Origin of the sequence: Diaphorobacter caeni (assembly GCF_015354245.1) — a bacterium.
Classification (GTDB): Bacteria; Pseudomonadota; Gammaproteobacteria; order Burkholderiales; family Burkholderiaceae_C; genus Diaphorobacter_A; species Diaphorobacter_A caeni.
Map to the genome: position 1 here is coordinate 116,222 of NZ_JADKYZ010000007.1, position 23,450 is coordinate 139,671.

The window sequence follows — 23,450 nt, forward strand, 5'->3', positions numbered from 1 at the left end:
GGCGCACATGTCATTCTTTCTGGAAACTCTGTTCGGCGGTCTGATGGCAGGAATGCTGTACGCGCTGGTGGCGCTGGGCTTCGTGCTGATCTTCAAGGCCTCGGGCGTCTTCAATTTTGCGCAGGGCGCCATGGTGCTTTTCGCAGCGCTGGCGATGGCCCGCTTTTCCGAGTGGATTCCGCAGTGGTTCGGCATCACGAGCCTGCTGGTGGCAAATCTCATGGCCTTCGTGTTCGCGGGCCTGTGCATGCTGTTGATCGCGTGGCTCGTGGAGCGCCTCGCTCTGCGCTATCTGGTCAATCAGGAGGGCGCGACGCTGCTGATGGCGACGCTCGGCATCTCGTACTTTCTGGATGGGTTGGGGCAGACCGTCTTCGGCAGCAGCATCTACCAGATCAACATCGGCATGCCCAAGGAGCCGGTGTTCGTGCTGGACCAGGCCTTCGAGGGCGGTCTGCTGATCAACAAGGAAGACCTGTACGCGGCGCTGATCGCTGCCGTGCTGGTGGGCGTGCTGTCCATTTTCTTCCAGAAGACCGGAACCGGGCGTGCCTTGCGTGCGGTGGCCGATGACCACCAGGCTGCGCTGTCCATCGGCATTCCGCTCAACCGCATCTGGGTCATCGTGTGGAGCGTCGCGGGCATCGTGGCGCTGGTGGCGGGAATGATCTGGAGCTCCAAACTCGGTGTGCAGTTCTCACTTGCATCGGTGGCCTTGCGGGCGCTGCCGGTGATCATTCTCGGAGGCCTTACATCGGTGCCCGGCGCCATCATCGGCGGCCTGATCATCGGCGTGGGGGAGAAGCTCTCCGAGGTCTATCTCGGCCCGCTGGTCGGCGGGGGCATCGAGATCTGGTTTGCCTATGTGCTGGCGCTGCTCTTCCTGCTGGTCCGTCCTCAGGGACTGTTCGGCGAAAAGATCATCGATCGCGTCTGATCTTTCCATCTGCCTTCTCAAACGCACCCAAGACAAGAGACATCCCATGCTATACAGAGAAAACGGCCAGATAAAGACCAGCTACCGCTCGGATCAACAGATTCTTCCGATCGCACAGGATCGGTATGCGCTGATCGCCTTGCTGGTGCTCGCATGTGTCGTCATACCGGGTCTGGCCTCGGATTACGTGCTGCGCGCCATCGGCATTCCATTTCTGATCATGTCGCTGGCGGCGCTCGGGGTGAACATTCTGGTGGGCTATTGCGGCCAGATCTCGCTTGGATCCGGCGCGTTCATGGCCATCGGTGCCTATGGCGCATTCAACGTCATGGCGCGGGTGCAGGACATGCCGCTGGTGCCGGCGCTGCTGCTGGGCGGGTTCTTCGCCATGGTCTACGGAATCATCTTCGGCCTGCCGAGTCTGCGGGTGAAGGGCCTATATCTCGCTGTGGCGACGCTTGCCGCACAGTTCTTCAGCGACTGGTTGTTCCTGCGTGTGAAGTGGCTCACCAACAACTCGTCTTCGGGTTCGGTGTCGGTGGGGAACCTGCACGTCGGCCCTTGGCAGATTGATACTGCGGCGAGCAAGTACATGTTCTGCCTTGCCTTCGTCATCTTCTTCGCACTCATCGCCAAGAACCTGGTGCGCAGCGCCGCAGGCCGTGAGTGGATGGCGATTCGCGACATGGATGTGGCGGCGTCGGTGATCGGCATTCGCCCCATGTATGCAAAGCTCAGCGCGTTTGCCGTCAGCTCCTTCATCATCGGCATCGCCGGGGGGCTGTGGGCCTTCGTGCACCTTGGCGCATGGGAGCCGGCCGCGTTCTCCGTGGAGATCTCGTTCCGTCTGCTCTTCATGGTGATCATCGGCGGCATGGGCTCCATCATGGGCGGCTTTCTGGGCGCCGCATTCATGGTGCTGCTCCCCATCTTTCTCAGCCAGGCGCTGCCAGCGCTGGGAGCGCTCTTCGGACTGACGATCTCCACGGCCACGGTCGCGCACATCGAAACCATGATCTTCGGGGGACTCATCGTCTGGTTCCTCATTGTGGAGCCGCATGGGCTCAGCAAGCTGTGGTCACTTGGAAAGCAACGTTTGAGGATCTGGCCGTTTCCTCATTGATCGAGTGCGGCCCCGAGAGGGACCGCCAGCTGTGAATGGGCCGTATGAAAACAACTGATTGGAGACACGATGAAACGCACCTTCGCCACTTTGAGCGCAGCGGTCGCCGCGCTCGCATCCATCGCATCGGCACCTGCTGCCGCGCAGGAAAAGCAGCAGTACTTTCCCATGTTGACCTTCCGGACGGGACCTTACGCTCCGAGTGGAACGCCGTGGGCCAACGGGTTCGTCGACTACTACAAGCTGGTCAATCTGAACGGCGGCATCAACGGGGTGAAGGTGCTGTGGGAGGAGTGCGAGACGGGTTACGCCACCGATCGGGGCGTCGAGTGCTATGAACGGCTCAAGGACAAGCACGGTGGTGCGACCGTGTTCCAGACCATGTCCACCGGCATCACGTTTGCGCTGACCGAGCGCGGTGCGGCCGACAAGATTCCAATTCTGACACCGGCCTATGGCGTGAGCGAGAGCGCGGACGGAGAGGCCTACAAATGGAGTTTCCCGATCGGTGGAACGCACTGGGCGTCGGCCGACACGCAGTTCCAGTACCTCGCGCAGAGGGCGGGCGGCATGGACAAGCTCAAGGGCAAGAAGGTGACGCTGCTCTACCACGACAGTCCTTACGGCAAGGAATCCATCCCGGTGCTCACCGCACGGGCCAAGGCGAACGGGGTCGAACTGGCGACGCTGCCGGTGTCGCACCCCGGCGTGGACCAGAAGGCCGCGTGGCTGCAGATTCGCCAGAGCCGTCCGGACTATGTGCTGTTGTGGGGCTGGGGGGTGATGAACTCGACCGCGCTGAAGGAAGCGCAGTCCACGGGATATGCACGCAACAAGATGATCGGTGTGTGGCCTTCCGGGTCCGAGTCCGATGTGAAGGGCATTTCAGGTGCCGACGGCTACAGTGCCGTGCTGCTGTTGCCAGGGCCGGGCGCCAGCTCCAAGATCGCCAAGGAAGTGCTTGAAAAGCTGCACGCCAAGGGCAATGGATCGGGGCCGAAAGAAGAGGTGGGCGAGGCGCTCTACATGCGCGGCTTGATGAACGCGATGATGTCGGTGGAAGGCGTTCGCCGCGCTCAGGAGAAGTTCGGCAAGGGCAAGGTGATGTCCCCCGTGCAGGCGCGCTGGGGTTACGAGAACCTCAACATTGACCAGAAGCGCCTTGAGGAACTGGGCATCGCGGACATCATGCGTCCCATCGTCACCACCTGCAAGGACCACATGGGGCCATCGTCGGCCAAGGCCTATACATGGGATGGAAGCAAGTGGAACGCGAGCTCGGACTGGCTGCAGGCCGACCCGAACGTGATCAAACCCTTGCTCAAGGATGCGGTCGACAGGCATCTGGCCGAGAAAAAGCAGACGCGCCGTTCTGCCGAAGACTGCAATTCGTAACCCGGACTCCGGCCTTTCAACGCGGGGGCGCGCTGGACCGCGTCCCCGCATGTTGGACACCTTTGCATGAATAACATCGTTCTGAACGTCAACGGCATCGAGGTCATCTACAACCACGTGATCCTCGTGCTCAAGGGGGTTTCGCTGACCTTGGCCGAAGGTCAGGTCGCCGCCATCCTCGGCGGCAATGGCGCGGGCAAGACCACGACGCTGCGTGCCATCTCCAACCTGCTCAAGGGCGAGCGCGGAGAGGTCACCAAGGGCAGCATCGAGCTGCGAGGCGAACGCATCGACAGCCTGACTCCGGCTCAGCTTGTGCGGCGCGGCGTGGTGCAGGTGATGGAAGGGCGGCACTGCTTTGCGCACCTCACCATCGAGGAAAACCTGCTGACTGGCTGCTACACCCGCAGCGACAAGGCTGAAATCGCCCGCAACCTCGAGAAGGTGTATGCGTACTTTCCGCGCCTCAAGACCCGGCGCAGTTCGCAGGCCGCCTACACCTCGGGCGGCGAGCAGCAGATGTGCGCCATTGGACGCGCGTTGATGACGAACCCCAGCGTGGTGCTGCTCGATGAACCATCGATGGGGCTGGCTCCGCAGATCGTGGAGGAAGTCTTCGAGATCGTGAAGGACCTCAACCGCAAGGAGCGGGTGAGCTTTCTGATCGCGGAGCAGAACACCAACATGGCGCTGAAGTATGCCGACTACGGCTACATACTGGAGAGCGGCCGCGTGGTGATGGACGGACACGCGGAGGAGCTGCGCAGCAACGAGGACGTCAAGGAGTTCTATCTCGGCGTGGGCGGCGAAGAGCGCAAGAGCTTTCGCGAAGTCAAGAGCTACAAGCGGCGCAAGCGCTGGCTGGCCTGAGTGTTCCGCCACCATCTGCATCACTTCACCGGACGGATTCCATCATGACTTCATCCCGCGAATACTTCGATGCGCTGGAGACGCGCAGCATCGATCAGCGAACAGCGGAGCAACTCGCAGCCCTTCGCTCGGTCTTGACGGCGGCGCAGGAGGCGGCTCCCGCGCTGAAGGATGGCTTGAAGGACATCGACCCATCGCAGCTGCGCGATGTCGATGCGCTCTCGAACACTCCCATCACCCGCAAGTCCGATCTGTTCGCGAGGCAGCGTGCGGGGTTGCATCGCGAGCCGTTCGGTGGGTTTTCCAGGCTCCGAAAAGGTCCTGGCATGCCGCGCCTGTTTGCGTCTCCCGGACCGATCTACGAGCCGCAAGGAGTGCAGCCGGACTACTGGCGCATGGCGCGCGCGCTGCATGCGGCGAGCTTCGGCGCTGACGATCTTGTGCACAACGCTTTCAGCTACCACATGACGCCCGGTGCATTCATGTTTGAAGCGGGAGCGCATGCGCTTGGGTGCACGGTCTTCCCCGCCGGAGTCGGGCAGACCGAGCAACAGATTGCAGCCATGGAGGAACTGAGGCCCGATGCCTACTGCGGAACGCCTGGATTTTTACGGATTTTGCTTGAGAAAACCCGTGCGCAAGGGCGTGAACTGCCAGGCTTGCGCGTCGCGTCCGTGAGCGGAGAGGCCTGCCCTGCGAGTCAAGTCGAGTGGTTCAAGAGTCAGGGCGTGGACGTGTTCCAGACCTATGCCACCGCCGACCTGGGCCTCATCGCCTATGAAACGGTGGCGCGCGAAGGCTTTGTGCTCGACGAGCAGGTCATCGTCCAGATCGTGGAGCCCGGTACATCTCACGTGGTTGCGGACGGCGAAGTCGGAGAGGTCGTGGTGACCGTGCTGAACCCGGACTATCCACTGGTCCGCTTCTCCACCGGGGATCTTTCCGCCGTGCTGCCCGGCGTCTGTCCCACGGGCAGAACGGCTCCACGACTCGAGGGCTGGCTCGGTCGCGCGGACCAGTCCGCCAAGGTGCGCGGCATGTTCGTGCACCCGGTGCATATCGACCAGATCGTCCAGCGCGTGCCTCAGGTGGACAAGTGCCGCTTGATCATCAGCAGAGTCAATGAACAGGACCATTTGACGCTGCAGCTCGAGTCGCTTGAGCAGGGGACTGCGTTTGCCGATGCGGTCGCTGCTGCGTTCAGGGACATCACCCGTCTGCGCACCGACGTGCAACTGGTGTCCGCAGGAAGCCTGCCTGCGGATGGTTTGAAGGTGGTGGATGAACGTGCGTTGGCTTGAGGCAGCGTAAATACGCTCTGAGTGCGCGCACGCTGTGGCTGTCAGCGATGTATGTGCTGCGGAGTCCGCGACCATGAGCGGTCCATGGATTTTTGCCAATTCATTCGGGTAAACCATAGGATTTCTGAAATAATTGACATGTCATCTATTTCGAAGAACAACAATCCATGTCGCTCCACGAAGCGCAAACCCTGCCTCAGGTTCAGCAGAACATCATGTTCACGATGGGGCAACTCAATCGGCAATGGCGCCGCGTGGTGGACCGCCTGCTGCGGCCGCTCGGGCTGACGGAGGCGACCTGGCTGCCGCTCACGCATCTGGAGCGCGCCACGGCGCCGATGCGGCAAAAGGATCTGGCGGCGTCGCTGGGGCTCGACAGTTCATCGGTCGTGCGACTGCTGGACGGGCTGGAGTCGGCGGGGCTGATCGTTCGCGCCGGACATGTGGACCGCCGCGCCAAGACCATCGGCATCACGCCCAAGGGGCTGGAGATCGTGCGCCAGGTGAAGGCTCTGATCGCCGAGGAGCGCCTGAAGCTCTTTTCCGCCGTGAGCCCGGACGAGTTGACGGCCGCGTTCACCGTGCTGCAAAGCATTGGAGCGCAACTGCAGAAGCTCGAATCCGATGATGCGGGGAGGCCCGCATGAACGCGCCCGTGACCGCGATCGGCAAGGTGCGTGCGCCGCTTTGGCTGCTGGTGATGATCACGCTGAGCGGCACGCTGGCCATGCACATGTTCGTGCCCGCTCTGCCCGATGCGGCGCGTGCGCTGCACACCAACAGCGCGGCGGTGCAGGCGACCATCGGCATCTACATCCTCGGACTGGCGTTCGGCCAGCTGTTCTACGGGCCGCTGTCGGACGCGCTCGGCCGCCGCCCCATGCTCATGGTCGGGCTGTCGCTGTATCTCGGCGCGGGCATCGTCGCCGCGCTTGCGCCCAACGTGGAAACGCTGGTGCTTGCGCGGCTGTTTCAGGCGCTCGGCGGCTGTGCGGGGCTGGCGCTTGGGCGCGCGATGGTGCGCGATACGACGAGCGCCGACGAAGCAGTGCGCGCGCTGGCGCTGCTCAACCTCATCATGATGGTCGGCCCGGGGCTCGCGCCCATCATCGGCTCGACGATGGTGGAGCTTGGCGGCTGGCGCATGGTGTTCGTGTTCCTCTCGCTGCTCGGTGCGGCCACGCTGGTGCTCACCTGGAAGAAGGTGCCGGAGACCGGCAGCCCGACCGGTGTTGTCAGCGTGACGGCCCTTGCGCGCGACTACACCTCGCTGCTCAAGTCGCCCAAATACCTCGGCTACGCGTTCGGCGGTGCCTGCGCGACCACGTCGATCTACGCCTTCATCGCGGCCGCGCCCTTCGTGATCACCGAGCAGCTGCACCACCCGGTGCGCGACGTGGGCCTCTCGCTGGGCATCATCATGATCGGCATGGGCATCGGCAACGCGATCACCCGCCGCATGGTGCTCAACGTGCGGGTGGAAAAGCTGCTGGTGTTCGGCAACGGCCTGAGCATTGCGAGCGCCGCGGTCTTTCTGGTGCTGGAGCTGATCGGCTGGCTCAACCTGCCCGCCATCGTCGTGCTGATGCTGCTGTTCGCGATGGGCTCGGGCACGGCCAGTCCGGCCGCGCTGTCCAAGACGCTGATGGTCGATGCCCACCACGTGGGTTCGGCGGCGGGGCTCTACGGCTTCTCCCAGATGGCGCTGGGCGCGCTGTTCACGCTGATGGTCGGCTGGGGCGACAACCCTGCATTGTCAGCGGCCATTGTGCTGATCGGCGCGGCTGCGGCGGGGCAGGCCGGGGTGCAATTCGCGATTCATCGGGAGCGCAAGGAGGCGCTTCATCAGGAAGGTGGCGAGGGTATCTGAGAGCGTGTTCCGAGGCATTTCCGTGAGATTGGAACTCGAAGGGCTGTGCGGTTACTCACACTGCACAGATAGTCCATTACCCCTTCGCAGGAACCTCACCATGCTGAATTTCTCCCAGCTTCTGGCCGCACTTGGTGCTGCTGTGCATATCGATACCGCTGCGGCTGTAGCAGACGGCGGTTGCACACTTTCCTTCGACGGAAAGCTGGAAGTGACCTTCGAGCTGTCCAAGGACGAGCGCTCCGTCTACGTGTTTGCTCCGGTGCTGGCGCTGCCGCCGTCGGGCAATGCGCGCGAGACCGTGCTCCAGACGCTGCTGCAGATCCATCTGTTCGGCATGGCGACCAATGGCTGCTATTTCGGACTGGATCCCAAGCTGAGCAGGGTCATTCTCTTCAAGACCCTGGCACTGGACCACCTGGACGACAAGTCGGCGCTGGCCAGCATCGAACTGCTGGTGAATGACCTGGAGCGCTGGCAAAAGGCATTGCTGGATCTGGTGGTGCGCCTGCAAGGCAACCCCACTAATGTCAAGAACGTGGCCAACCCGGCGGATCCCATGTCCATGCTGATGTCGCAACGCGCCTGAGCGGGTTGTCGAAAGGGTAGCCATGACGTCGCTGCAAACCATTGGCGCGGGCATTTCCGCAGCCTTCAAGTCGATCGCGCTTTCCGCGTTGACGAAGTCGGACACGCTGAACTCCATCGCCAATCGCCTGACGGGTGGCTCGATCAACCGCGACACTTTGGCCACTTCGGCGCTTCACGCGGGAATGCGGGCTGGAACCAGTGCAGCGGTGGATGCCTACCCCGAGGCCTTGGGTGTTCAAACCAAGGAGCTGAAGCCACATATCGACAAGTTTCTGCAGGCGGACAGTACTGCGGACGTGCAGGATGCGTTCAAGGGGCTGATGCATGCGCTGCTGCCGAAGCCTCAACTGCCACATCCCGCAGTGGCCGCATTTCTGGATGACGCCATTGACCTGGCTGGTGATTTTGCAGGAGAGCAGGTTGGCGAAAAGCTGCTTGAGAAAACACTGGCCACCATGGTGGCCAAGCATGGGCGCGAGGTTCTCGCCGACCGCCTGCAGCTTCTGGTAGGGGATTTCGCCAGCCACAGACTCATGGAGATCATCGACCACGGCATTCTGAACAAACCAGAATGGGTGATGGAGGACAACTCCAAGGTTGGCTACTTGGCAGATGCGTTGTACTTCAATCTGTCGGGCGGTGATACGAAGCCATTTGAAGATCGTGGCGTGAGTCTGCTCAAGGCCCTTCCGGATGGATCCAAGTCGGTGCTTGATTTCGTTCGTGGCTTTGTGCCGGAAGGCGGAAACATCGATGCGGCCTTGGGGTGGCTGGAGTCGGCGGCGAAGGAGCAACCCTTCGAGAAAATCGTGGCGACCATGGCGGCAGCTCATGGAAAGGACGCGCTTCTTGAAAAAATGAACGCGCAGTTCGAGTCGACAACAGGCAGCCCCAAGTACGCCCGCATGCTGACCAACATGGTGGACCGCGCGATCATCAGCAATCCGGACCATGTTCAGGAAGACAGCAAAACCTATGGCCTCCTCGCCGATACCCTGCATGCTTTTCTCTCGGGGGATACCAAGCCGCTTGAGGATCGTACGGTGGCATTGCTCCAGAAGGGCCCCGAGGGTGCGAAGGAGGTTCTGGATTTCATCCGCACCTTCGTGCCGGCTGAAGGCTCGTTGAGCACGGCACTTGGGTGGATGGAGTCGATATCCAAAGAGCAGCCGCTGGAGAAGATACTTGCGACGATGGCGAATGCCCATGGAAAAGAGCATTTCGTCAATCGTTTGAATGCGCAGATCACGAGTCTTACCGGCAATGCGAGGTTGGGTGAAGTGATCACAAGCGTCATTGACCGAGCCATCCTGAGCGATGAGGCACTTGTCCAGAAGGACAGCCAGATCTATGGTTATCTGAGTGATACGCTGCACGCTGCACTCACAGGTGACACCAAGCCTCTCAAGGATCGCTCAGTGCAATTGGTGCAAAAGAAATATGAAGAGAACACTCCGCAGATCGTTCAAGCCGGAGTGAGCATTGCCGTCAGTTCCACCAAGGCGATCGCCAGCGGAACGCACTATCTGTTGAGTGGCACTGTCTCGACAGTCAGTTCGCTGGCGGGTGGTGCGTGGAGTTATCTGCGGGGAAGCGCCTCACCAGCCACGGTTCCTGCCGAGAATCCCGGGCCGCTCGATTCATCCGCGGAAGTGCCTGCGTGAGCCGAGGCGAGCTTGAGCCGTGAACAGGCTCCTGGAGGAAGCGCATCGACCAGCCTCACTCCGTTGCCCATGCCAGCGTGCGGCGGCAATGGGCTTGTGGAATTCTTGGGTGTCCATCCGCTGCATGACGGTGACGGATTGCAGGACACTGTTTTCGTGCTGCTCAACGCGGCGAAACAAGCGGTGGGAACTGCTTCATCCGTCGACTGATGCCTGCCCACAGATCGCCCGGTACATCAGCGGCCACATCACCTGATGCGACTGTCTGAACCAGTTCAGATGGCCGAGGTCCTTGAGCCCATGGTCCTGGGGGCGGATCTGGATCGACTGACCAGGCGCTGCTGGAAAGGTGCGCAGGAGATCCTTCACCGTGGCGTGCGTCGCGATGCTGTCGTCGCTTGCGTAGAGAATCGTTATGGGCATGCTTACCTGCGCGTGGAAATCCTGCTCGGGACGCTGTTTCACCGCATTGGTGGCATAGCCTCCGGCTGCGCACCATTCACCCCATTGCAGACCGACCTTGGCGGGCAGGTTCTCTCCCAGTCCCAGCGCGGATGTGGGTGAGTAGCCCAGCAGCCTCACACCCAACGGTACGATGCACGAGAGGCCGAAGCGCGCTTTGATTGAAAAGCCCAGAGGCATGCCGCCGAACCATCCGCTTGACGATGAAATTCCAACTACGCGTGCAATGCGGGCATGGTTGGGGAGCAGGCCCAGCATCTGCGCTCCGGCGCTGTTGCCCACAAGGATGAGCTGTTCGGCCCCGGTGCGCTGAAGCAGCCAGTTCAGCGCCGCCACCTGATCCTGCTGGCCCCATTCACTGAGGGTCGCCTTGCACTGGGTGAGCGGGCCCTGCAGCGACAGGCCGACGCCGCGGTAGTCGAACAGCAGCACCGCATGTCCACGCTCCGCCAGCCAGCGCGCGAAGCGCAGATAGAAGTGCTGCTTGACGCCGGTGGCCGGTGCGATCAGCACGGGCAACTGCGCGTCCACCTGACTGGATGGCGCAATGAAGTGACCCGACAGCACCTGACCGTCTTCGCAGGTGATCTCTACGGCTTGCGGAGGCAACTGGGCCGATGGGAGGGTTGCGGTCATGCTTCAGATCTTGCGTGTTGGGGTGGACGAAGGAAGCGGCAGGCCTTGGACATGTGCCAGCCAGCGGCCGACGATCTCCAGCTCTGCGCTGGAGAAGCCGCGCGAGAGATCGGCGTTGATGCGCTTGAGTGCGGAGTGCAGGGCAGGCAGTTGCTCGCCGCCTGCGGGCAGCAGCCACACGCGCTGCGTGCGCGCATCGAGCCCGCAGGATCTGCGCTGCACCCAGCCGAGTGCCTCCATGCGCTGCACTAGGCCCGAGACGGCGGATGGCACGAGATCCAGCGCTTGCGAGAGGTTTCCCATGGTCGCGCCATCGTGCTTGGCAAGGCTGAAGAGCACTCCGGCCTGAGCGGGGGACGGAGCGGTGCTCGCGTCGGCTGCGGCGCTGGCCTGTTCAGCGGCAACCCGCAGTTGGAGGCGACGTTGGGCGCTGTTCAGCAGATGTATGAAACGCGGCGGTCTGGGCATGGAGGAGAGGCTGGAAATTATTTCGTATGCGAAATATATCCATGCCTCGCTTCCTCAACTATCACGTCCGCGACATGGTGCGTGCGAGTGGGTTGCCTCCGTCACAAAGGGGCGACGAACGGGTCAGTGCGCTACAACAGCCATTCGATCGGAAGCCAGCCCAGAAACCGCACCATGCCCCGGCTCCACCAGGTGGTGTGCGGCTCGGTGGTGTAGACGGTGGCGTTGGCGCCCATGCCGCTGACCCATTGCAGATCGCCGTCTTTGCCGAGCTCGACGCGGTAGGACACGCGGGGCACTTCCTTGTCGAACACGCGGATGAGCTGCTGCGCGAGTTCCGGGCTGTCGATGAGAAAGCCGAGTTCGGTGTTCAGGTGGGCGGATCGCGGATCGAAGTTGAATGAGCCGACGAACAGACGCTTGCCGTCAACGGCGAAGGTCTTGGCGTGCAGGCTCGCGCCCGAGCTGCCGAAACGCTGGAAAAAGCGCTTTTCGTGCTGGCCTGCATAAGACGGAACGAGGCTGCGCATTTCATACAGCGTCACGCCGCGCTCGAGCAGATCTTTGCGGCGCTTGGCGTAGCCTGCATGCACTGCAGGAACATCGGTGGCTTCGATGGCGTTGGTGAGCACGCGCACCTTCACGCCCGCGTCGGCAAGCTGACCGAAGGCATCGACGCCGGCCTTGCCGGGGACGAAGTAGGCGGAGACGAGATCGACGCTGGTATCGATCTTGCCGAGCGCCTTTTCCAGCTGCGGGAACAGCAGGTGCTCGCGCGGTGCCTTGCCCAGGCCCTTGGCAGGATCGTCGGTGACCATCTTCACTTGCACCCATTGCATCGGCAAGGTGCGGTCCATCAGTCTGGCGACGAAGGGGCTCTGCGTGATGCTCTGCGAAAACTCCGTCGCACGCGGGGACTGCATCAGCTCCGTGGCCTTGCTCTTGAGTTGTTCCAGATCGCCGGACTGGGGCGCGGGCAGCAGATCCTGCGCCTGATACGCGCTGGCGCTTGTCCAGTAAGCATCGAACTGGGTCGATACGTCCTTGGTCACCGGGCCGATGGCGAGCACGTCCAGATCGGCGAACAGCTTGCCGTCGGTGGCGCCGAAGTATTCGTCGCCCACGTTGCGTCCGCCGATGATCGTGGCCTGGTTGTCCACCGTGAACGACTTGTTGTGCATGCGCCGGTTGGCGCGCATGGGCGAGATGACGTAGCTGAGCATCTTGGGCTTGCGGATCGTCATCGGGTTGAACAGCCGCACTTCGATGTTCGCGTGCGCCGCCATGGCGGCGAGTTCGGTGTCGAGGCCCGAGGTGCCGATGTCGTCGATCAGCATGCGCACGCGCACGCCGCGCTCGGCTGCGGTGAGCAATTCCCCGAGCAGCATGGTGCCGGTGATGTCGTTGTGCCAGATGTAGTACTGCACGTCGAGCGTGCGCTCGGCGGCGCGGGCCAGCAGGGCGCGCGCGGCGAATGCGTCGTGCGGGTCCTCGAGCGGGTGGATGCCCGTGGTGCCGGGATGCGCCTGCAGTTCGGGCTCCACCGCGCGCCCCAGTCTGGTCTGCGCGGACTCTTCGGCGGACAGCGCGTGCGAGACGCTGCGGCCTTCAAGCGGCGGCAGGCTGCAGCCGAAGAGCGAGAGCAGACAGGCAAGGCCGAGCGTGCCGCGTGCATGGCGCACCAGCGACGCGGGCCGCGTGAAGGCAAGGGGCGGAAAGTGCGACAGCTCAGGCATCTGCGATTCCAGCGAGCTGTTGCAGCTGTGCCCAGCGATCCGCGTCAACGGGCACGCCATGCGCCATCGAGCGCACGCGCTGCTCGTAGCGGCGCGCGCCGGGCTGGCGCGTCTGGCCCGCGTCGGCCATGGACTGCACCAGCGTTTCACAGCGCTCGGCGAAATTGTTTCCGCTGGAGAAAGCCGGATCGATGGCGATGATCAGTTGGCCGGTGTACGGCGACTGCGCTCCGGGGTGCTGGCTCCAGTCGAATTCGAACGAGAAGTTGCCGCCCGTGAGCGCTGCTGCCAGCAGCTCGACCATCATCGACAGTGCCGATCCCTTGTGCGCGCCGTGCTCGCCGCCGAAGGGCAGCAGCGCTCCGCCTTCGAGAATCTCCTTCGGATCGGTGGTGTCCTTGCCCTCTTTGTCGACGCCATAGCCATGCGGCACCGCGTGGCCGGCGCGTGCGGCGAGCTGGATGTCACCGTGTGCCGTCGCGCTGGTCGCGAGGTCGAAGACGACCGGGTCGCCATTGGCGCGCGGCGCGGCGAACGCGATCGGATTGGTGCCGAACAGCGCGCGGCGGCCGCCGCTCGGCACGACGCAAGCCATGCTGTTGACCACCGTGAGCGCCACCAGTCCCTCGCGCGCGAGCGGCTCCACGTCGGGCCACAGCGCCGCGAAATGGTGCGAGCCCTGGATCGCGAGCAGCGCGATGCCGTTGGCGCGCGCCTTGGCGATCAGTTGATCTTTGGCCGCGAAGAACGCAGGCTGCGCAAACCCGTTGGCCGCATCGACGCTCAGAAACCCGGGTGCTTTGTCCTCCACCACCGGCACCGCCTTGCCGTCGACCCAGCCGCTTTGCAGCGTCGACACATAGCCCGCCATCCGGAACACGCCGTGGCTCTGCGCGCCATCACGCTGCGCGCTCGCGCAGTTGTCGGCCAGCACCGCGGCGACCTGCGCGCTGGTGCCGTGGCGCACGAAGATCTGCTCCAGCAGGGTGCGCAGTTCGTTGAAGGGAATGTGGACCTGCTGGGGGCGGGATGATGCGGTGGATGGTGGAGCCGACATGGATGAAGAAGCGTTGATGTTGGAGGTGGGCGAGGAGGTTGAGTCTATGGTCATTGTGCCGCCTCCATATGGAACGGGCGAAAGCGATGCCTTGTTCGGGCATGCCACGTCGCGTCAGGCGTCGCGCGGGGTGCTGGATGAATCGCTCAATCCCCCATCACCACCCCTTCGCGTCGAGGGTCCGCGCCGCCCAGCCACATCTGCATGCCATGGATCTCCGCGCGGGTGATGGCCTGCAGGCCGCTGGTCATGTTCATCTCGCGCACCTCGGCGCCGCGTGCGCGCAGGGCGGAGACGGTGGCTTCGGGGAAGCGCTTTTCTTCGAGCATGGTCGGGCCGTTGAGCGAGCCGAAGTTGGGCAGGTTGATGGCCTGCTGCGGCGTGAGCCCCCAGTTGAAGATGCCGTAGAGCAGCTTGGTCGTGTAGTGGATGATGATCGCGCCGCCGGGGCTGCCGCCGCTCATCAGCAGCTTGCCGTCGGTCTTGTCGAAGACCAGCGTGGGCGCCATCGACGAGCGGGGCCGTTTGCCGGGCTGCACGCGGTTGGCGATGGGAGCGCCATTCGCGTCCTTGGGGGCGAAGCTGAAGTCGGTCAGCTCGTTGTTGAGCAGAAAGCCCTTGACCATCTGGCGCGAGCCGAACTGGTCTTCGATGGTGGTGGTCATCGCGACGGCGTTGCCCTGCCCATCGACCACGCTGATGTGGCTGGTGCCGTGCTCGATCTGCTCGGGCATGGGCGCATAGCTGGTTTTGATCTCGCCGGGCTTCCCGGGCTGGGCGACGTTCATGCTCTTCTCGCCGATCAGCTTGGCGCGGCTTGCGAGATACGCGGGCGCGACGAGGCTTTTCCAGTCGCCTGCGGGCGGCTGCACGAAGTCGGGGTCGGCCACATAGAGGTTGCGGTCGGCGAAGGCCAGGCGTGCGGCCTCGTTGTAGAAGTACAGCCAGTCGGCGCTGGGCAGCGGGCCGAGCGGGTCACCGGGGCCGGTGAGGCCGTCGCCCAACTGCATGGCCGTGGCGTCGGTGTTCTTCAGGATGCCGAGGATCTGCGCGACGGCGATCGCTCCGGAGCTGGGCGGCGGAAAGCCGCACATGCGGTAGGTGCGCGCGGAGAGCTGGTAGTCGGTGCACAGCGCTTCGCGCTTCCTGGGCTGGTAGCCCGCCAGATCGGCCAGCGTCATCTGGCCCGGATTGGTCGGATGGCCGTTGACCTTGTCGACGATGGCCCTGGCGACGTCGCCCTCGAGCAGCGCCTTGGAGCCGTTCTTCGAGATGTCGGTCAGCACCCTGGCGAGTTCGGGGTTTTTGAGCGTGTGGCCAACGGGCCAGGGCTTGCCCGCCGCGTCGAAGAAATAGGCGCGGGCGACGGGATCGTTGGCGAGGTGCTTTTCGTTGGAGAGCAGGGTGTTCAGGCGTGCGCTGACCTTGAAGCCGTTTTCCGCCAGATCGATGGCGGGCTCGAACAGCCTCGCCCATGGCAGCTTGCCGTGTTCCTTGTGCGCGAGCTCAAGCATGCGCACCGCGCCGGGTACGCCGACCGAGCGGCCGCCGACCACGCCGTCGATGAACGCCATGGGCTTGCCGTCCTTGCCGATGAAATGGTTCTCGGTGGCGGCTGCGGGTGCGACCTCACGGCCGTCGTAGGCCTCGACCTTGCTGCCTTGGGCATGCAACAGGAATGCGCCGCCGCCGATGCCGCTCGATTGCGGCTCGACCAGCGTGAGCACCATCTGCACCGCGATGGCCGCATCGACGGCACTGCCGCCCGCCTTGAGCACGCGGTAGCCCGCTTCGGTGGCAAGCGGATTGGCGGCGGCCACCGCAAACTTCGTGGTCGCCCAGCCGGGCTTTTCGGTGTAGCCCGACGAGCCTTCGGGCTGGTCGGCTGCGGGCGGGAGCTTGAGTGACGGTGTGCCGGAGCAGGCGCTCAGCAGCAGACCGGCAGCCGTGATGGGCAGCAGGACGCGGAGGGCATTTCGGTGGGGTTGAGCCATGACGTCTCCTTGTGGGCTGACTGGTGATGGCTACATCCTAAGGGATGGAGCGGGCATGTCCCAGCCCAGCGGAACCTCACGCCCCCGTACGGCGTGTTGGCTGACAGGCCGGCGCGCTCAATCGTGCTCCAGACGGGTCAGGCCGCAGACGATGGAGTCCGGCGCCGGGGTGTCGTGGGCGGCCAGATGTCGCTCGTTCTTGGCGATGGCGACCTCCACGTCGCGCGGCAGCGCAACGCCGTTCTTCACGGCAAGAATCTCGGCCATCACGCTGACCGCGATCTCGGCGGGCGTCTTGCTGCCGATGTAGATGCCGATGGGGCCGCGCAGGCGCGCAAGGCTTTCCTCGGTTTCGCCGAAGTGTTCGATCATGCGGTCATGACGGGCCTGGTTGTTGCGGCGCGAGCCGATGGCTCCGACGTAGAACGCATCGGTCTTGAGCGCCTCAAGCAGCGCCAGATCGTCGAGCTTGGGGTCGTGCGTGAGCGCGACCACGCAGCTGCGGCGGTCGGGCTTGAAGGCCTGCACCACGTCATCGGGCATGTCGCTCACCACCTTGGCGGCCGCCACGCTCCACGCGCCGCGATATTCTTCCCGGGGGTCGCACACGGTCACGGCGAAGCCGCTGAACAGCGCCATGGTCGCGAGGTATTCGGTGAGCTGCCCCGCGCCGATCAGCAACATGCGGTATTCCGGGCCGAAGGTGTTGACGAGCTGGGTGTCGGTGAGTTCGAGCTCGGTGGGCGCGGCGGCGGCGGTCAGCGTGACGGCACCGTCGGACAGCCGCACGACGCGTTCGACCAGCCGGCCGGATTCGAGCAGCCGCACCAGCTCGGAGAGCTGGGCGGGATCGGGGTCGTATTCGAGCAGCAGCTCGAGGGTGCCGCCGCAGGGCAGACCAAAGCGATGGGCCTCGTCGGCGGTGATGCCGTATTTCACGAAGCCGGGCGCGCCGCTCGGCATGGTCTTCTCGCCCTTGGGCGCGTTCGCACTCGCACTCGTGGGCGCTGCATTCGCGTAAGCTTGGCTGTAGCGGTAGATCAGGTCGTCCTCGATGCAGCCGCCCGAGACCGAGCCGACGACCGTGCCGTCTTCGCACAGCGCCATGATCGAGCCGATGGGGCGCGGCGACGATCCCCAGGTGCGCACCACCGTGGCGAGCAGCGCGCGCTGGCCCGCACGGCGCCAGTCGCGCAATTGCCGCAGGACCATGACATCAAGATTTTCCATGGCACTCATTTTCCCGTGGGAGAAAGGCCCTTGCCGTCAGGCGCTTTTGTTGTCGTTGTTGTTGCCGTTGCCGTTGCCTGAGTCGGCATTGGCGTTGGCGCTGGGTGCGTCGTCCTTCTTGCCGAGGCCCATCTTCTTCATCAGTCCGCTCATCATTCCGGTCTTTTCGGCGGCGGCCGCTTCTTCATCGGGCGGCGGTCCGAAACGGCGCTGCATCTCCTTGTCGAAGCGTTTGAAGAAATCTTCCGCCAGCGACTTGGCCGCTCCGTCGATCAGTCGCTGGCCGAGCTGCGCGACCTTGCCCCCGACCTGCGCGTTCACCGTGTACGCCAGCTCGCAACCTTCGTCGTTGGGATGGAGCTGTACCTTGGCGCTGCCTTTGCCGAAACCCGCAGCGCCGCCCTGACCATCGAAGGCGATGGTGTAGCTCTGCGGAGCGGCGATGTCGGCGAGCGTGATCTGCCCGGAGAACTTGGCCGATACCGGACCTATCTTGAGCGCCATGCCGATGGCGTACTGGTTCTCGCCCGTGGCTTCGACGCGGTCGCAGCCCGGAATGCAGAGCTTGAGTACTTCGGGATCGTTCAGCGCGTCCCAGGCCTGCTGCTGGGAGACGGCGAGTTGGCGGCTTGATTGCATGTCCATGGGGGGCTCCTTCTCGACTTGTCCATCATTCCATTCAGGGCGTGCCGCGTCGCTGCGACAGCAGCCGGGCGAGACTTCCCGCCAGATCGCGCAGGCTTTGCAGGTTGTGCACCGCGAGCATGGCCTCCGCGTGTGCATGCAGTTGCGTCGCCCCGCGCGCGAGCGGCGCATAGCCGTCGTAGCGCAGCAAGGGGTTGAGCCACAACAGCGCGCGGCTGTGGCGCTGGAGCCAGCCGAGCTCGTGCGCGAGCTGCGCGGGCTCGCCGGTGTCGAGTCCGTCACTGATCAGCAGCACCAGCGTACGCCGACCGACCAGCCGTCGCGCATGCCGCTGGCGCAGCGTGGCGAGCGATTCGCCGAGCCGCGTGCCACCACCGAAATCGGTGATCAGCGCGTTGCAGGTGTCGAGCATCTCGTCCGGATCGCGCAGCGCGAAGGCAGGCGTCAGATCCGTCAGCCCGGTGCCGAAGGCGAACACATCGCGGCGCACCTTGCGGCGCACATTGGGGGCACTCACCGCACGCGTGGCCGCATGGAGAAACGCGAGCAGCAGGCGCGCATAGCGCTCCATCGAGCCCGAGACATCGACCAGCACGAGCAGCGGCAGCGGCTGGCGCCGGCGCTGCAGGCGCGGCAGCCGCAGGGGCTCGCCGCCGGTGCTCGTGGCCTCTCGCATCACACCGCTCCAGTGCGGCCGGTGTCCGCGCGCGGCGGGCTGCAGGCGCCGCGTCGCGTAGGTGGGAATCGGCAGGGCGATGTCGCGCACAAGGCTTTCCACCAGCTTGAACTCGCTCGCGCTCAACGCATTGAAATCGGCGTGCTGCAGGCGCCGCTCCGCGCTTGCGGTCATTGCCGCGTCGAACTGCAGCTTGTCTTCCTTCACCGGCTCCTGCTTTGTCCACGGCCTGGGCGGTGCGAGCGCTTCGCTCACGCGCGGCTTGCGCCGTGCGGGCTCGGGACGCGTCTCGGTGCGCGGCAGCATCTGGCTCAGCAGCTTGTTGGCGATGTCGGGGTTGCGGAACATGGTGTCGAACAGCTCGGCAAACACCGCGCGATCCTGCTCGCGGCTGATCAGCACGGCCTGCAGCGCGGCCTGCAGATCGGGCTTGCGCTCGATGCCCACCAGCCGCGCGGCATCGCAGGCCGTGGCCACGCGCGCGCTGTCCAGTGGCACCCCGGCGCGGCGCAGCGCGCGGCCCAGCGCGAAGATCTGCTCGGGCAGCTTGCCGCTGCGCGCATCGCCAAGCGGTGAGACGTGGGCGGGGGTCATGGCGCGGTCTGCCCGGTGGACGGGTCGGGGGCGAGCAGCTCGCCCGCGAGCTCGCGCGTGAGCGCGGCCACGTCATCGCGCTGCTTGAACAGAATGCCGGCGGTGCCGGTGACGATCTCGGGGTCGAGCGTCAGCGTGTCGAGCGCGACCAGCGCCTTGGCCCATTCCACGCTCTCGGCGATGGCGGGAGTGCGTTGGAACGCGCTCGCGAACGGCTGGCTGCGCAGGCGGTTCACGAACAGGGAGATCTGTTCGGTGAGCGCCGCACTCGCTCCCGGTGCCAGCGAGCGCAGAATCGCAAGCTCGCGTTCGCGTTCGGGATGGTCGAGCCAGTGGTAGAGGCAGCGGCGCTTGACCGCGTCGTTCAGTTCGCGCGTGCGGTTGCTGGTGAGGATGGTCAGCGGCACGCTTGCCGCCGTGATCGTGCCGATCTCGGGAATGCTGACCTGGTACTCGCCGAGGTATTCGAGCAGGAACGCCTCGAACGGCTCATCCGCGCGATCCACCTCGTCGATCAGCAGCACCGCGCCGGGCCTCGGTGCCTGCAGGGCCTGCAGCAGCGGCCTGCGGATGAGGTAGCGCTGCTGGTAGATCTCGCGCTCGAGTTCGCGCGCACCCTCGCGGCCCGCATGCAGACTTTCCGCTGCGCGCATGTGCAGCATCTGCGCGGCGTAATTCCATTCGTAGAGCGCGTCGCGCAGCTCCAGACCGTCGTAGCACTGCAGGCGGATCAGCTCGCGCCGCAGCGCTCTGGACAGCGCTTTTGCAAGCTCGGTCTTGCCGACGCCGGGCTCGCCTTCGAGCAGCAACGGCCGCTGCAGCTTGACGGCCAGAAACACCGCCGTCGCAAGCTGCCGGTCGGCGAAATAGCCCACATCGGCCAGCGCCTGCACCACGCCATCGATGGATTCAAAGCCTGCGGTGGACGATGTGGTGGTGCCTTTGCTCATGCCGGATCCGCTTTGCTGCCGTGCTTGCCCGTCAATGCCCCAGCGCCTTCGCGACGGCGCGCTGGGTCTGCACGCTGATCAGATTGGCGCGGTAGGCGGCGCTGCCGTGCAGGTCGCTGCTGAGGTCGCTCGCGTCGATCGACACGCTGGCGGCGGAGGCGGGCGAGAAGTCTTTGCTGAGCGCATCTTCCAGACCGGCATGGCGGAACACGCCGTTGCCGCCACCCGTGACCGCCACGCGCACGCCGCTGGCCGTCTGCGCGACGAACACGCCGATCAGCGCGAAGCGCGAGGCGGGCTGCTTGAACTTCATGTAGGCCGCACGCTGCGGGATCGGAAAGCGGATCGCGGTGATCAGTTCGTCTTCTGCGAGCGCGGTGGCGAACATGCCCTGAAAGTAGTCGTCGGCGGCGATCATGCGCTGGGTGGTCACGACGGTCGCATCGAGGCCGAGCACGGCGCTCGGGTAGCAGGCTGAAGGATCGTTGTTTGCGACCGATCCACCGAGCGTTCCCACGGCGCGCACCTGCCGGTCGCCGATGTGCGCGGCCAGCTCGGCGAGTGCGGGAATCGTGCCCCGCAGGTCCTGGCTCGTCGCCACCTGCGCATGGCGCGTCATCGCGCCGATGACGATGTGGTCACCGTCCTGACGGATGCCCGTGAGTTCAGGAATCGCGCCCAGATCGGCCAGCGTTTCGGGGCTGGACAGGCGCAGCTTCATCGAGGCGAGCAGCGTCTGCCCGCCCGCGAGCGGCTTGGCCCCCGCGCCCGCAAGGCGCACCGCGTCGGAGAGGGTGGCGGGGCGTTGGTAGTCGAATGCGTACATCTGCGCGCTCCTCAGGCCTTGGCCGCTTGAATGGCTTCCCACACGCGCGAGGGCGATGCGGGCATGTCGAATTCGGTCACTCCGAGCGGATGCAGCGCGTCGAGCACGGCGTTGATCACCGCCGGTGGCGAGCCGATGGCACCGGCCTCGCCGCAGCCCTTGGTGCCCAGCGGGTTGTGGGTGCAGGGCGTGCAGACGGTGTCGAGCTTGAACTCGGGGAAATCGTCGGCGCGCGGCATCGCGTAGTCCATGAAACTGCCGGTGATGAGCTGGCCGGTCTCGCGGTCGTAGACGCAGTTTTCGAGCAGCGCCTGACCGATGCCCTGCACGATGCCGCCATGCACCTGGCCCTCGACGATCATCGGGTTGATGATGGTGCCGAAATCATCGACGGCAGAAAAGCGGTCGATGCGCACCACGCCGGTCTGTGGGTCGATCTCGACCTCGCAGATATAGGTGCCCGCCGGGTAGGTGAAGTTGGTCGGGTCGTAGAAGGCGGTCTCGTTGAGTCCGGGCTCGAGCGTGGTGAGCGGGTAGTTGTGGGGCACGTAGGCCGTGAGAGCGATCTGCGCGAAGGGAATCTTCTTGTCCGTTCCCCTGACCACAAATTCACCCGCGGTGAAGTCGATGTCGGCGTCGCTGGCCTCCATCAGATGGGCCGCGATCTTCTTGGCCTTGGCCTCGATCTTGTCGAGCGCCTTCATGATGGCGGCGCCGCCCACGCTGATCGAGCGCGAGCCGTAGGTGCCCATGCCAAAGGGCACGCGCCCGGTGTCGCCATGCACCACTTCGACGTTCTCGACGGGGATGCCGAGGCGTCCCGCGACGACCTGCGCGAAGGTGGTTTCGTGGCCTTGGCCGTGGCTGTGCGAGCCGGTGAAGACGGTGACGGTGCCCGTGGGGTGCACGCGCACCTCGCCGCATTCAAAAAGTCCCGCGCGCGCACCGAGCGCACCCGCGATGTTGGACGGCGCGAGCCCGCAGGCCTCGATGTAGCTCGAGTAGCCGATGCCGCGCTTCAAGCCCTTGGCTTCGCTGTCCTTTCTGCGCGCCTCGAAGCCCGCCACGTCGGCCAGTTTCTCGGCCTTGTCGATGCACGCGTTGTAGTCGCCCACGTCGTACTGCAGCGCCACGGGCGTCTGATACGGGAACTGGGTGATGAAGTTGCGGCGGCGAATCTCGGCCTGTGATAGGCCCAGCTCCCAGCCGCAGCGGCTCACCAGCCGCTCGAGCAGATAGGTCGCCTCGGGGCGGCCCGCACCGCGATACGCGTCGACCGGCGTGGTGTTGGTGAACCAGGCATCGACGACCACGTGGATCTGCGGGCAGGTGTACTGGCCCGCGAGCAGCGTGGCGTAGAGAATCGTTGGAATCGCGGTGGAGAAGGTCGAGAGATACGCGCCCAGATTCGCGTTGGTGTGCACGCGCATGGCGATGAACTTGCCGTCCTTGTCCATCGCCATTTCGGCATGGCTCACATGGTCGCGGCCATGGGCGTCGGAGAGAAACGCCTCGCTGCGGTCCGAGGTCCATTTGATGTTGCGGTTGAGCTGCTTGGACGCCCAGGTCAGCGCCACGTCCTCGGCATACAGATAGATCTTGGAGCCGAAGCCACCGCCCACGTCCGGCGCGATCACGCGCACCCGGCTCTCGGGCAGATTCAGCACGAAGGCGGTGAGCAGCAGGCGCTCCACATGCGGGTTCTGGTTGGCGACGTAGAGCGTGTATTCGTCGCTCGCGCGGTTGTACGACGCGCTGACGGCACGCGGCTCCATCGCGTTGGGGACGAGGCGGTTGTTGACCAGATCGAGCCTGGTGACATGCGCTGCGTTGGCGAACGCGGCATCGACGGCGGAGCGGTCACCGAGCTCCCAGTGATAGCACTGGTTGTCGGGCGCGACGTCGTGCAGCGCGGGGCCGTTCTTCGCGTCGCTCACCTGAACGACGGCGTCCAGCACCTCGTATTCCACATACACCGCCTCGGCCGCATCGCGCGCCTGCTGCAGGGTCTCGGCGACGACCATCGCCACATGATCGCCCACGTAGCGCGCCTTGCCGATGGCGAGAATGGGGTGGGGCGGCTCCTTCATCGGCTCGCCGTTGCTGCTGGTGATCAGCCAGCCGCAGGGCAGTCCGCCCATCTTGCCGTCGATGTCCTTGCCGGAAAACACCTTGATCACGCCGGGCATGGATTCGGCGACGACGACATCCACCTTCTTGATGCCCGCGTGCGCGTGCGGGGAGCGCACGAACACCGCATGCGCCTGGCGCGCCATGGTGATGTCGTCGGTGTACTGGCCCGCGCCGGTGAGGAAACGATAGTCCTCCTTGCGCAGGACGGCCTCGCCGATGTGCGGCAGCTTTGAGATATCAGTGGCTCCCATATGTCTTCTCCAGCTATTTGCTTTTGGGTCAATTCAGTCGG

At 64.6% G+C, this 23,450-nt stretch carries 20 protein-coding genes; 9 read left to right on the forward strand and 11 right to left on the reverse strand.

What is annotated here, in order from left to right; translation table 11 throughout:
* Window positions 1-7: 7 nt before the first annotated feature.
* From ISG32_RS17700 to ISG32_RS17740, 9 genes are all read left to right on the forward strand, one after another.
* The gene (locus ISG32_RS17700; RefSeq protein WP_194772359.1) at window positions 8-937 is read left to right on the forward strand and encodes a branched-chain amino acid ABC transporter permease; all 930 of its coding nucleotides are present in this window, start codon (window positions 8-10) and stop codon (window positions 935-937) included.
* 46 nt (window positions 938-983) lie between these two features.
* Window positions 984-2,060: a branched-chain amino acid ABC transporter permease gene (locus tag ISG32_RS17705; RefSeq protein WP_194772360.1), complete on the forward strand. Its 1,077-nt coding sequence runs from the start codon at window positions 984-986 to the stop codon at window positions 2,058-2,060.
* A 69-nt stretch (window positions 2,061-2,129) separates the two neighbouring features.
* Window positions 2,130-3,455 carry an ABC transporter substrate-binding protein gene (locus tag ISG32_RS17710; protein ID WP_194772361.1) on the forward strand — a complete coding sequence of 442 codons (1,326 nt, stop codon included), beginning with the start codon at window positions 2,130-2,132 and terminating at the stop codon, window positions 3,453-3,455.
* 66 nt (window positions 3,456-3,521) lie between these two features.
* Window positions 3,522-4,325, forward strand: a complete 804-nt coding sequence (locus ISG32_RS17715; RefSeq protein ID WP_194772362.1) for an ABC transporter ATP-binding protein — start codon at window positions 3,522-3,524, stop codon at window positions 4,323-4,325.
* A 44-nt stretch (window positions 4,326-4,369) separates the two neighbouring features.
* On the forward strand, window positions 4,370-5,626 hold the full coding sequence (locus tag ISG32_RS17720) for a phenylacetate--CoA ligase family protein (protein WP_194772363.1): 1,257 nt from the start codon (window positions 4,370-4,372) through the stop codon (window positions 5,624-5,626).
* A 167-nt stretch (window positions 5,627-5,793) separates the two neighbouring features.
* Complete coding sequence (locus tag ISG32_RS17725) at window positions 5,794-6,273, forward strand: MarR family winged helix-turn-helix transcriptional regulator (protein ID WP_228529908.1); 480 nt, start codon at window positions 5,794-5,796, stop codon at window positions 6,271-6,273.
* Window positions 6,270-7,496 (forward strand): multidrug effflux MFS transporter, encoded by a 1,227-nt coding sequence (locus ISG32_RS17730; RefSeq protein WP_194772364.1) that lies wholly within the window; start codon window positions 6,270-6,272, stop codon window positions 7,494-7,496. The genes ISG32_RS17725 and ISG32_RS17730 overlap by 4 nt, the downstream gene beginning before the upstream one ends.
* Before the next feature lie 100 nt (window positions 7,497-7,596).
* Entirely contained in the window at window positions 7,597-8,085 is a 489-nt protein-coding gene (locus ISG32_RS17735) for a type III secretion system chaperone (RefSeq protein ID WP_194772365.1), read from the forward strand.
* 22 nt (window positions 8,086-8,107) lie between these two features.
* Window positions 8,108-9,751, forward strand: coding sequence for a hypothetical protein (locus ISG32_RS17740; protein ID WP_194772366.1), 1,644 nt, complete (start codon window positions 8,108-8,110; stop codon window positions 9,749-9,751).
* 195 nt (window positions 9,752-9,946) lie between these two features.
* On the opposite strand, the gene ISG32_RS17745 is transcribed toward ISG32_RS17740, so the two are convergent.
* The 11 genes from ISG32_RS17745 to ISG32_RS17795 all read right to left on the reverse strand — a co-directional run bounded on the left by ISG32_RS17745 (window position 9,947) and on the right by ISG32_RS17795 (window position 23,409).
* On the reverse strand, window positions 9,947-10,849 hold the full coding sequence (locus ISG32_RS17745) for an alpha/beta hydrolase family protein (protein ID WP_194772367.1): 903 nt from the start codon (window positions 10,847-10,849) through the stop codon (window positions 9,947-9,949).
* A 3-nt stretch (window positions 10,850-10,852) separates the two neighbouring features.
* Complete coding sequence (locus ISG32_RS17750) at window positions 10,853-11,317, reverse strand: MarR family winged helix-turn-helix transcriptional regulator (protein WP_194772368.1); 465 nt, start codon at window positions 11,315-11,317, stop codon at window positions 10,853-10,855.
* A gap of 131 nt (window positions 11,318-11,448) precedes the next feature.
* Window positions 11,449-13,053 carry a phospholipase D family protein gene (locus tag ISG32_RS17755; protein WP_194772369.1) on the reverse strand — a complete coding sequence of 535 codons (1,605 nt, stop codon included), beginning with the start codon at window positions 13,051-13,053 and terminating at the stop codon, window positions 11,449-11,451.
* Window positions 13,046-14,164 (reverse strand): Ldh family oxidoreductase, encoded by a 1,119-nt coding sequence (locus tag ISG32_RS17760; RefSeq protein ID WP_228529909.1) that lies wholly within the window; start codon window positions 14,162-14,164, stop codon window positions 13,046-13,048. Before ISG32_RS17760 ends, ISG32_RS17755 begins: the two co-directional genes overlap by 8 nt.
* A 92-nt stretch (window positions 14,165-14,256) precedes the next feature.
* Entirely contained in the window at window positions 14,257-16,104 is a 1,848-nt protein-coding gene (ggt, locus tag ISG32_RS17765; protein ID WP_194772370.1) for a gamma-glutamyltransferase, read from the reverse strand.
* A 117-nt stretch (window positions 16,105-16,221) separates the two neighbouring features.
* Entirely contained in the window at window positions 16,222-17,334 is a 1,113-nt protein-coding gene (locus tag ISG32_RS17770; RefSeq protein ID WP_194772371.1) for an XdhC family protein, read from the reverse strand.
* A gap of 36 nt (window positions 17,335-17,370) precedes the next feature.
* Window positions 17,371-17,979: a CoxG family protein gene (locus tag ISG32_RS17775; RefSeq protein ID WP_194772372.1), complete on the reverse strand. Its 609-nt coding sequence runs from the start codon at window positions 17,977-17,979 to the stop codon at window positions 17,371-17,373.
* Window positions 17,980-18,013: 34 nt separating this feature from the next.
* A complete protein-coding gene (locus ISG32_RS17780) occupies window positions 18,014-19,249 on the reverse strand; it encodes a vWA domain-containing protein (protein ID WP_194772373.1) in 1,236 nt (411 codons plus the stop codon).
* Window positions 19,246-20,199 (reverse strand): AAA family ATPase, encoded by a 954-nt coding sequence (locus ISG32_RS17785; protein WP_194772374.1) that lies wholly within the window; start codon window positions 20,197-20,199, stop codon window positions 19,246-19,248. Before ISG32_RS17785 ends, ISG32_RS17780 begins: the two co-directional genes overlap by 4 nt.
* A gap of 31 nt (window positions 20,200-20,230) precedes the next feature.
* On the reverse strand, window positions 20,231-21,025 hold the full coding sequence (locus ISG32_RS17790; RefSeq protein ID WP_194772375.1) for an FAD binding domain-containing protein: 795 nt from the start codon (window positions 21,023-21,025) through the stop codon (window positions 20,231-20,233).
* Window positions 21,026-21,036: 11 nt separating this feature from the next.
* Window positions 21,037-23,409 (reverse strand): xanthine dehydrogenase family protein molybdopterin-binding subunit, encoded by a 2,373-nt coding sequence (locus ISG32_RS17795; protein ID WP_194772376.1) that lies wholly within the window; start codon window positions 23,407-23,409, stop codon window positions 21,037-21,039.
* Window positions 23,410-23,450: the final 41 nt, after the last annotated feature.

Bases quoted from the DNA above. Each gene is read 5' to 3' on its own strand.
- ISG32_RS17700 (WP_194772359.1), top strand. From the start codon at position 8: ATGTCATTCTTTCTGGAAACTCTGTTCGGCGGTCTGATGGCAGGAATG.
- ISG32_RS17705 (WP_194772360.1), top strand. From the start codon at position 984: ATGCTATACAGAGAAAACGGCCAGATAAAGACCAGCTACCGCTCGGAT.
- ISG32_RS17710 (WP_194772361.1), top strand. From the start codon at position 2,130: ATGAAACGCACCTTCGCCACTTTGAGCGCAGCGGTCGCCGCGCTCGCA.
- ISG32_RS17715 (WP_194772362.1), top strand. From the start codon at position 3,522: ATGAATAACATCGTTCTGAACGTCAACGGCATCGAGGTCATCTACAAC.
- ISG32_RS17720 (WP_194772363.1), top strand. From the start codon at position 4,370: ATGACTTCATCCCGCGAATACTTCGATGCGCTGGAGACGCGCAGCATC.
- ISG32_RS17725 (WP_228529908.1), top strand. From the start codon at position 5,794: ATGTCGCTCCACGAAGCGCAAACCCTGCCTCAGGTTCAGCAGAACATC.
- ISG32_RS17730 (WP_194772364.1), top strand. From the start codon at position 6,270: ATGAACGCGCCCGTGACCGCGATCGGCAAGGTGCGTGCGCCGCTTTGG.
- ISG32_RS17735 (WP_194772365.1), top strand. From the start codon at position 7,597: ATGCTGAATTTCTCCCAGCTTCTGGCCGCACTTGGTGCTGCTGTGCAT.
- ISG32_RS17740 (WP_194772366.1), top strand. From the start codon at position 8,108: ATGACGTCGCTGCAAACCATTGGCGCGGGCATTTCCGCAGCCTTCAAG.
- ISG32_RS17745 (WP_194772367.1), bottom strand. From the start codon at position 10,849: ATGACCGCAACCCTCCCATCGGCCCAGTTGCCTCCGCAAGCCGTAGAG.
- ISG32_RS17750 (WP_194772368.1), bottom strand. From the start codon at position 11,317: ATGCCCAGACCGCCGCGTTTCATACATCTGCTGAACAGCGCCCAACGT.
- ISG32_RS17755 (WP_194772369.1), bottom strand. From the start codon at position 13,053: ATGCCTGAGCTGTCGCACTTTCCGCCCCTTGCCTTCACGCGGCCCGCG.
- ISG32_RS17760 (WP_228529909.1), bottom strand. From the start codon at position 14,164: ATGACCATAGACTCAACCTCCTCGCCCACCTCCAACATCAACGCTTCT.
- ggt (WP_194772370.1), bottom strand. From the start codon at position 16,104: ATGGCTCAACCCCACCGAAATGCCCTCCGCGTCCTGCTGCCCATCACG.
- ISG32_RS17770 (WP_194772371.1), bottom strand. From the start codon at position 17,334: ATGGAAAATCTTGATGTCATGGTCCTGCGGCAATTGCGCGACTGGCGC.
- ISG32_RS17775 (WP_194772372.1), bottom strand. From the start codon at position 17,979: ATGGACATGCAATCAAGCCGCCAACTCGCCGTCTCCCAGCAGCAGGCC.
- ISG32_RS17780 (WP_194772373.1), bottom strand. From the start codon at position 19,249: ATGACCCCCGCCCACGTCTCACCGCTTGGCGATGCGCGCAGCGGCAAG.
- ISG32_RS17785 (WP_194772374.1), bottom strand. From the start codon at position 20,199: ATGAGCAAAGGCACCACCACATCGTCCACCGCAGGCTTTGAATCCATC.
- ISG32_RS17790 (WP_194772375.1), bottom strand. From the start codon at position 21,025: ATGTACGCATTCGACTACCAACGCCCCGCCACCCTCTCCGACGCGGTG.
- ISG32_RS17795 (WP_194772376.1), bottom strand. From the start codon at position 23,409: ATGGGAGCCACTGATATCTCAAAGCTGCCGCACATCGGCGAGGCCGTC.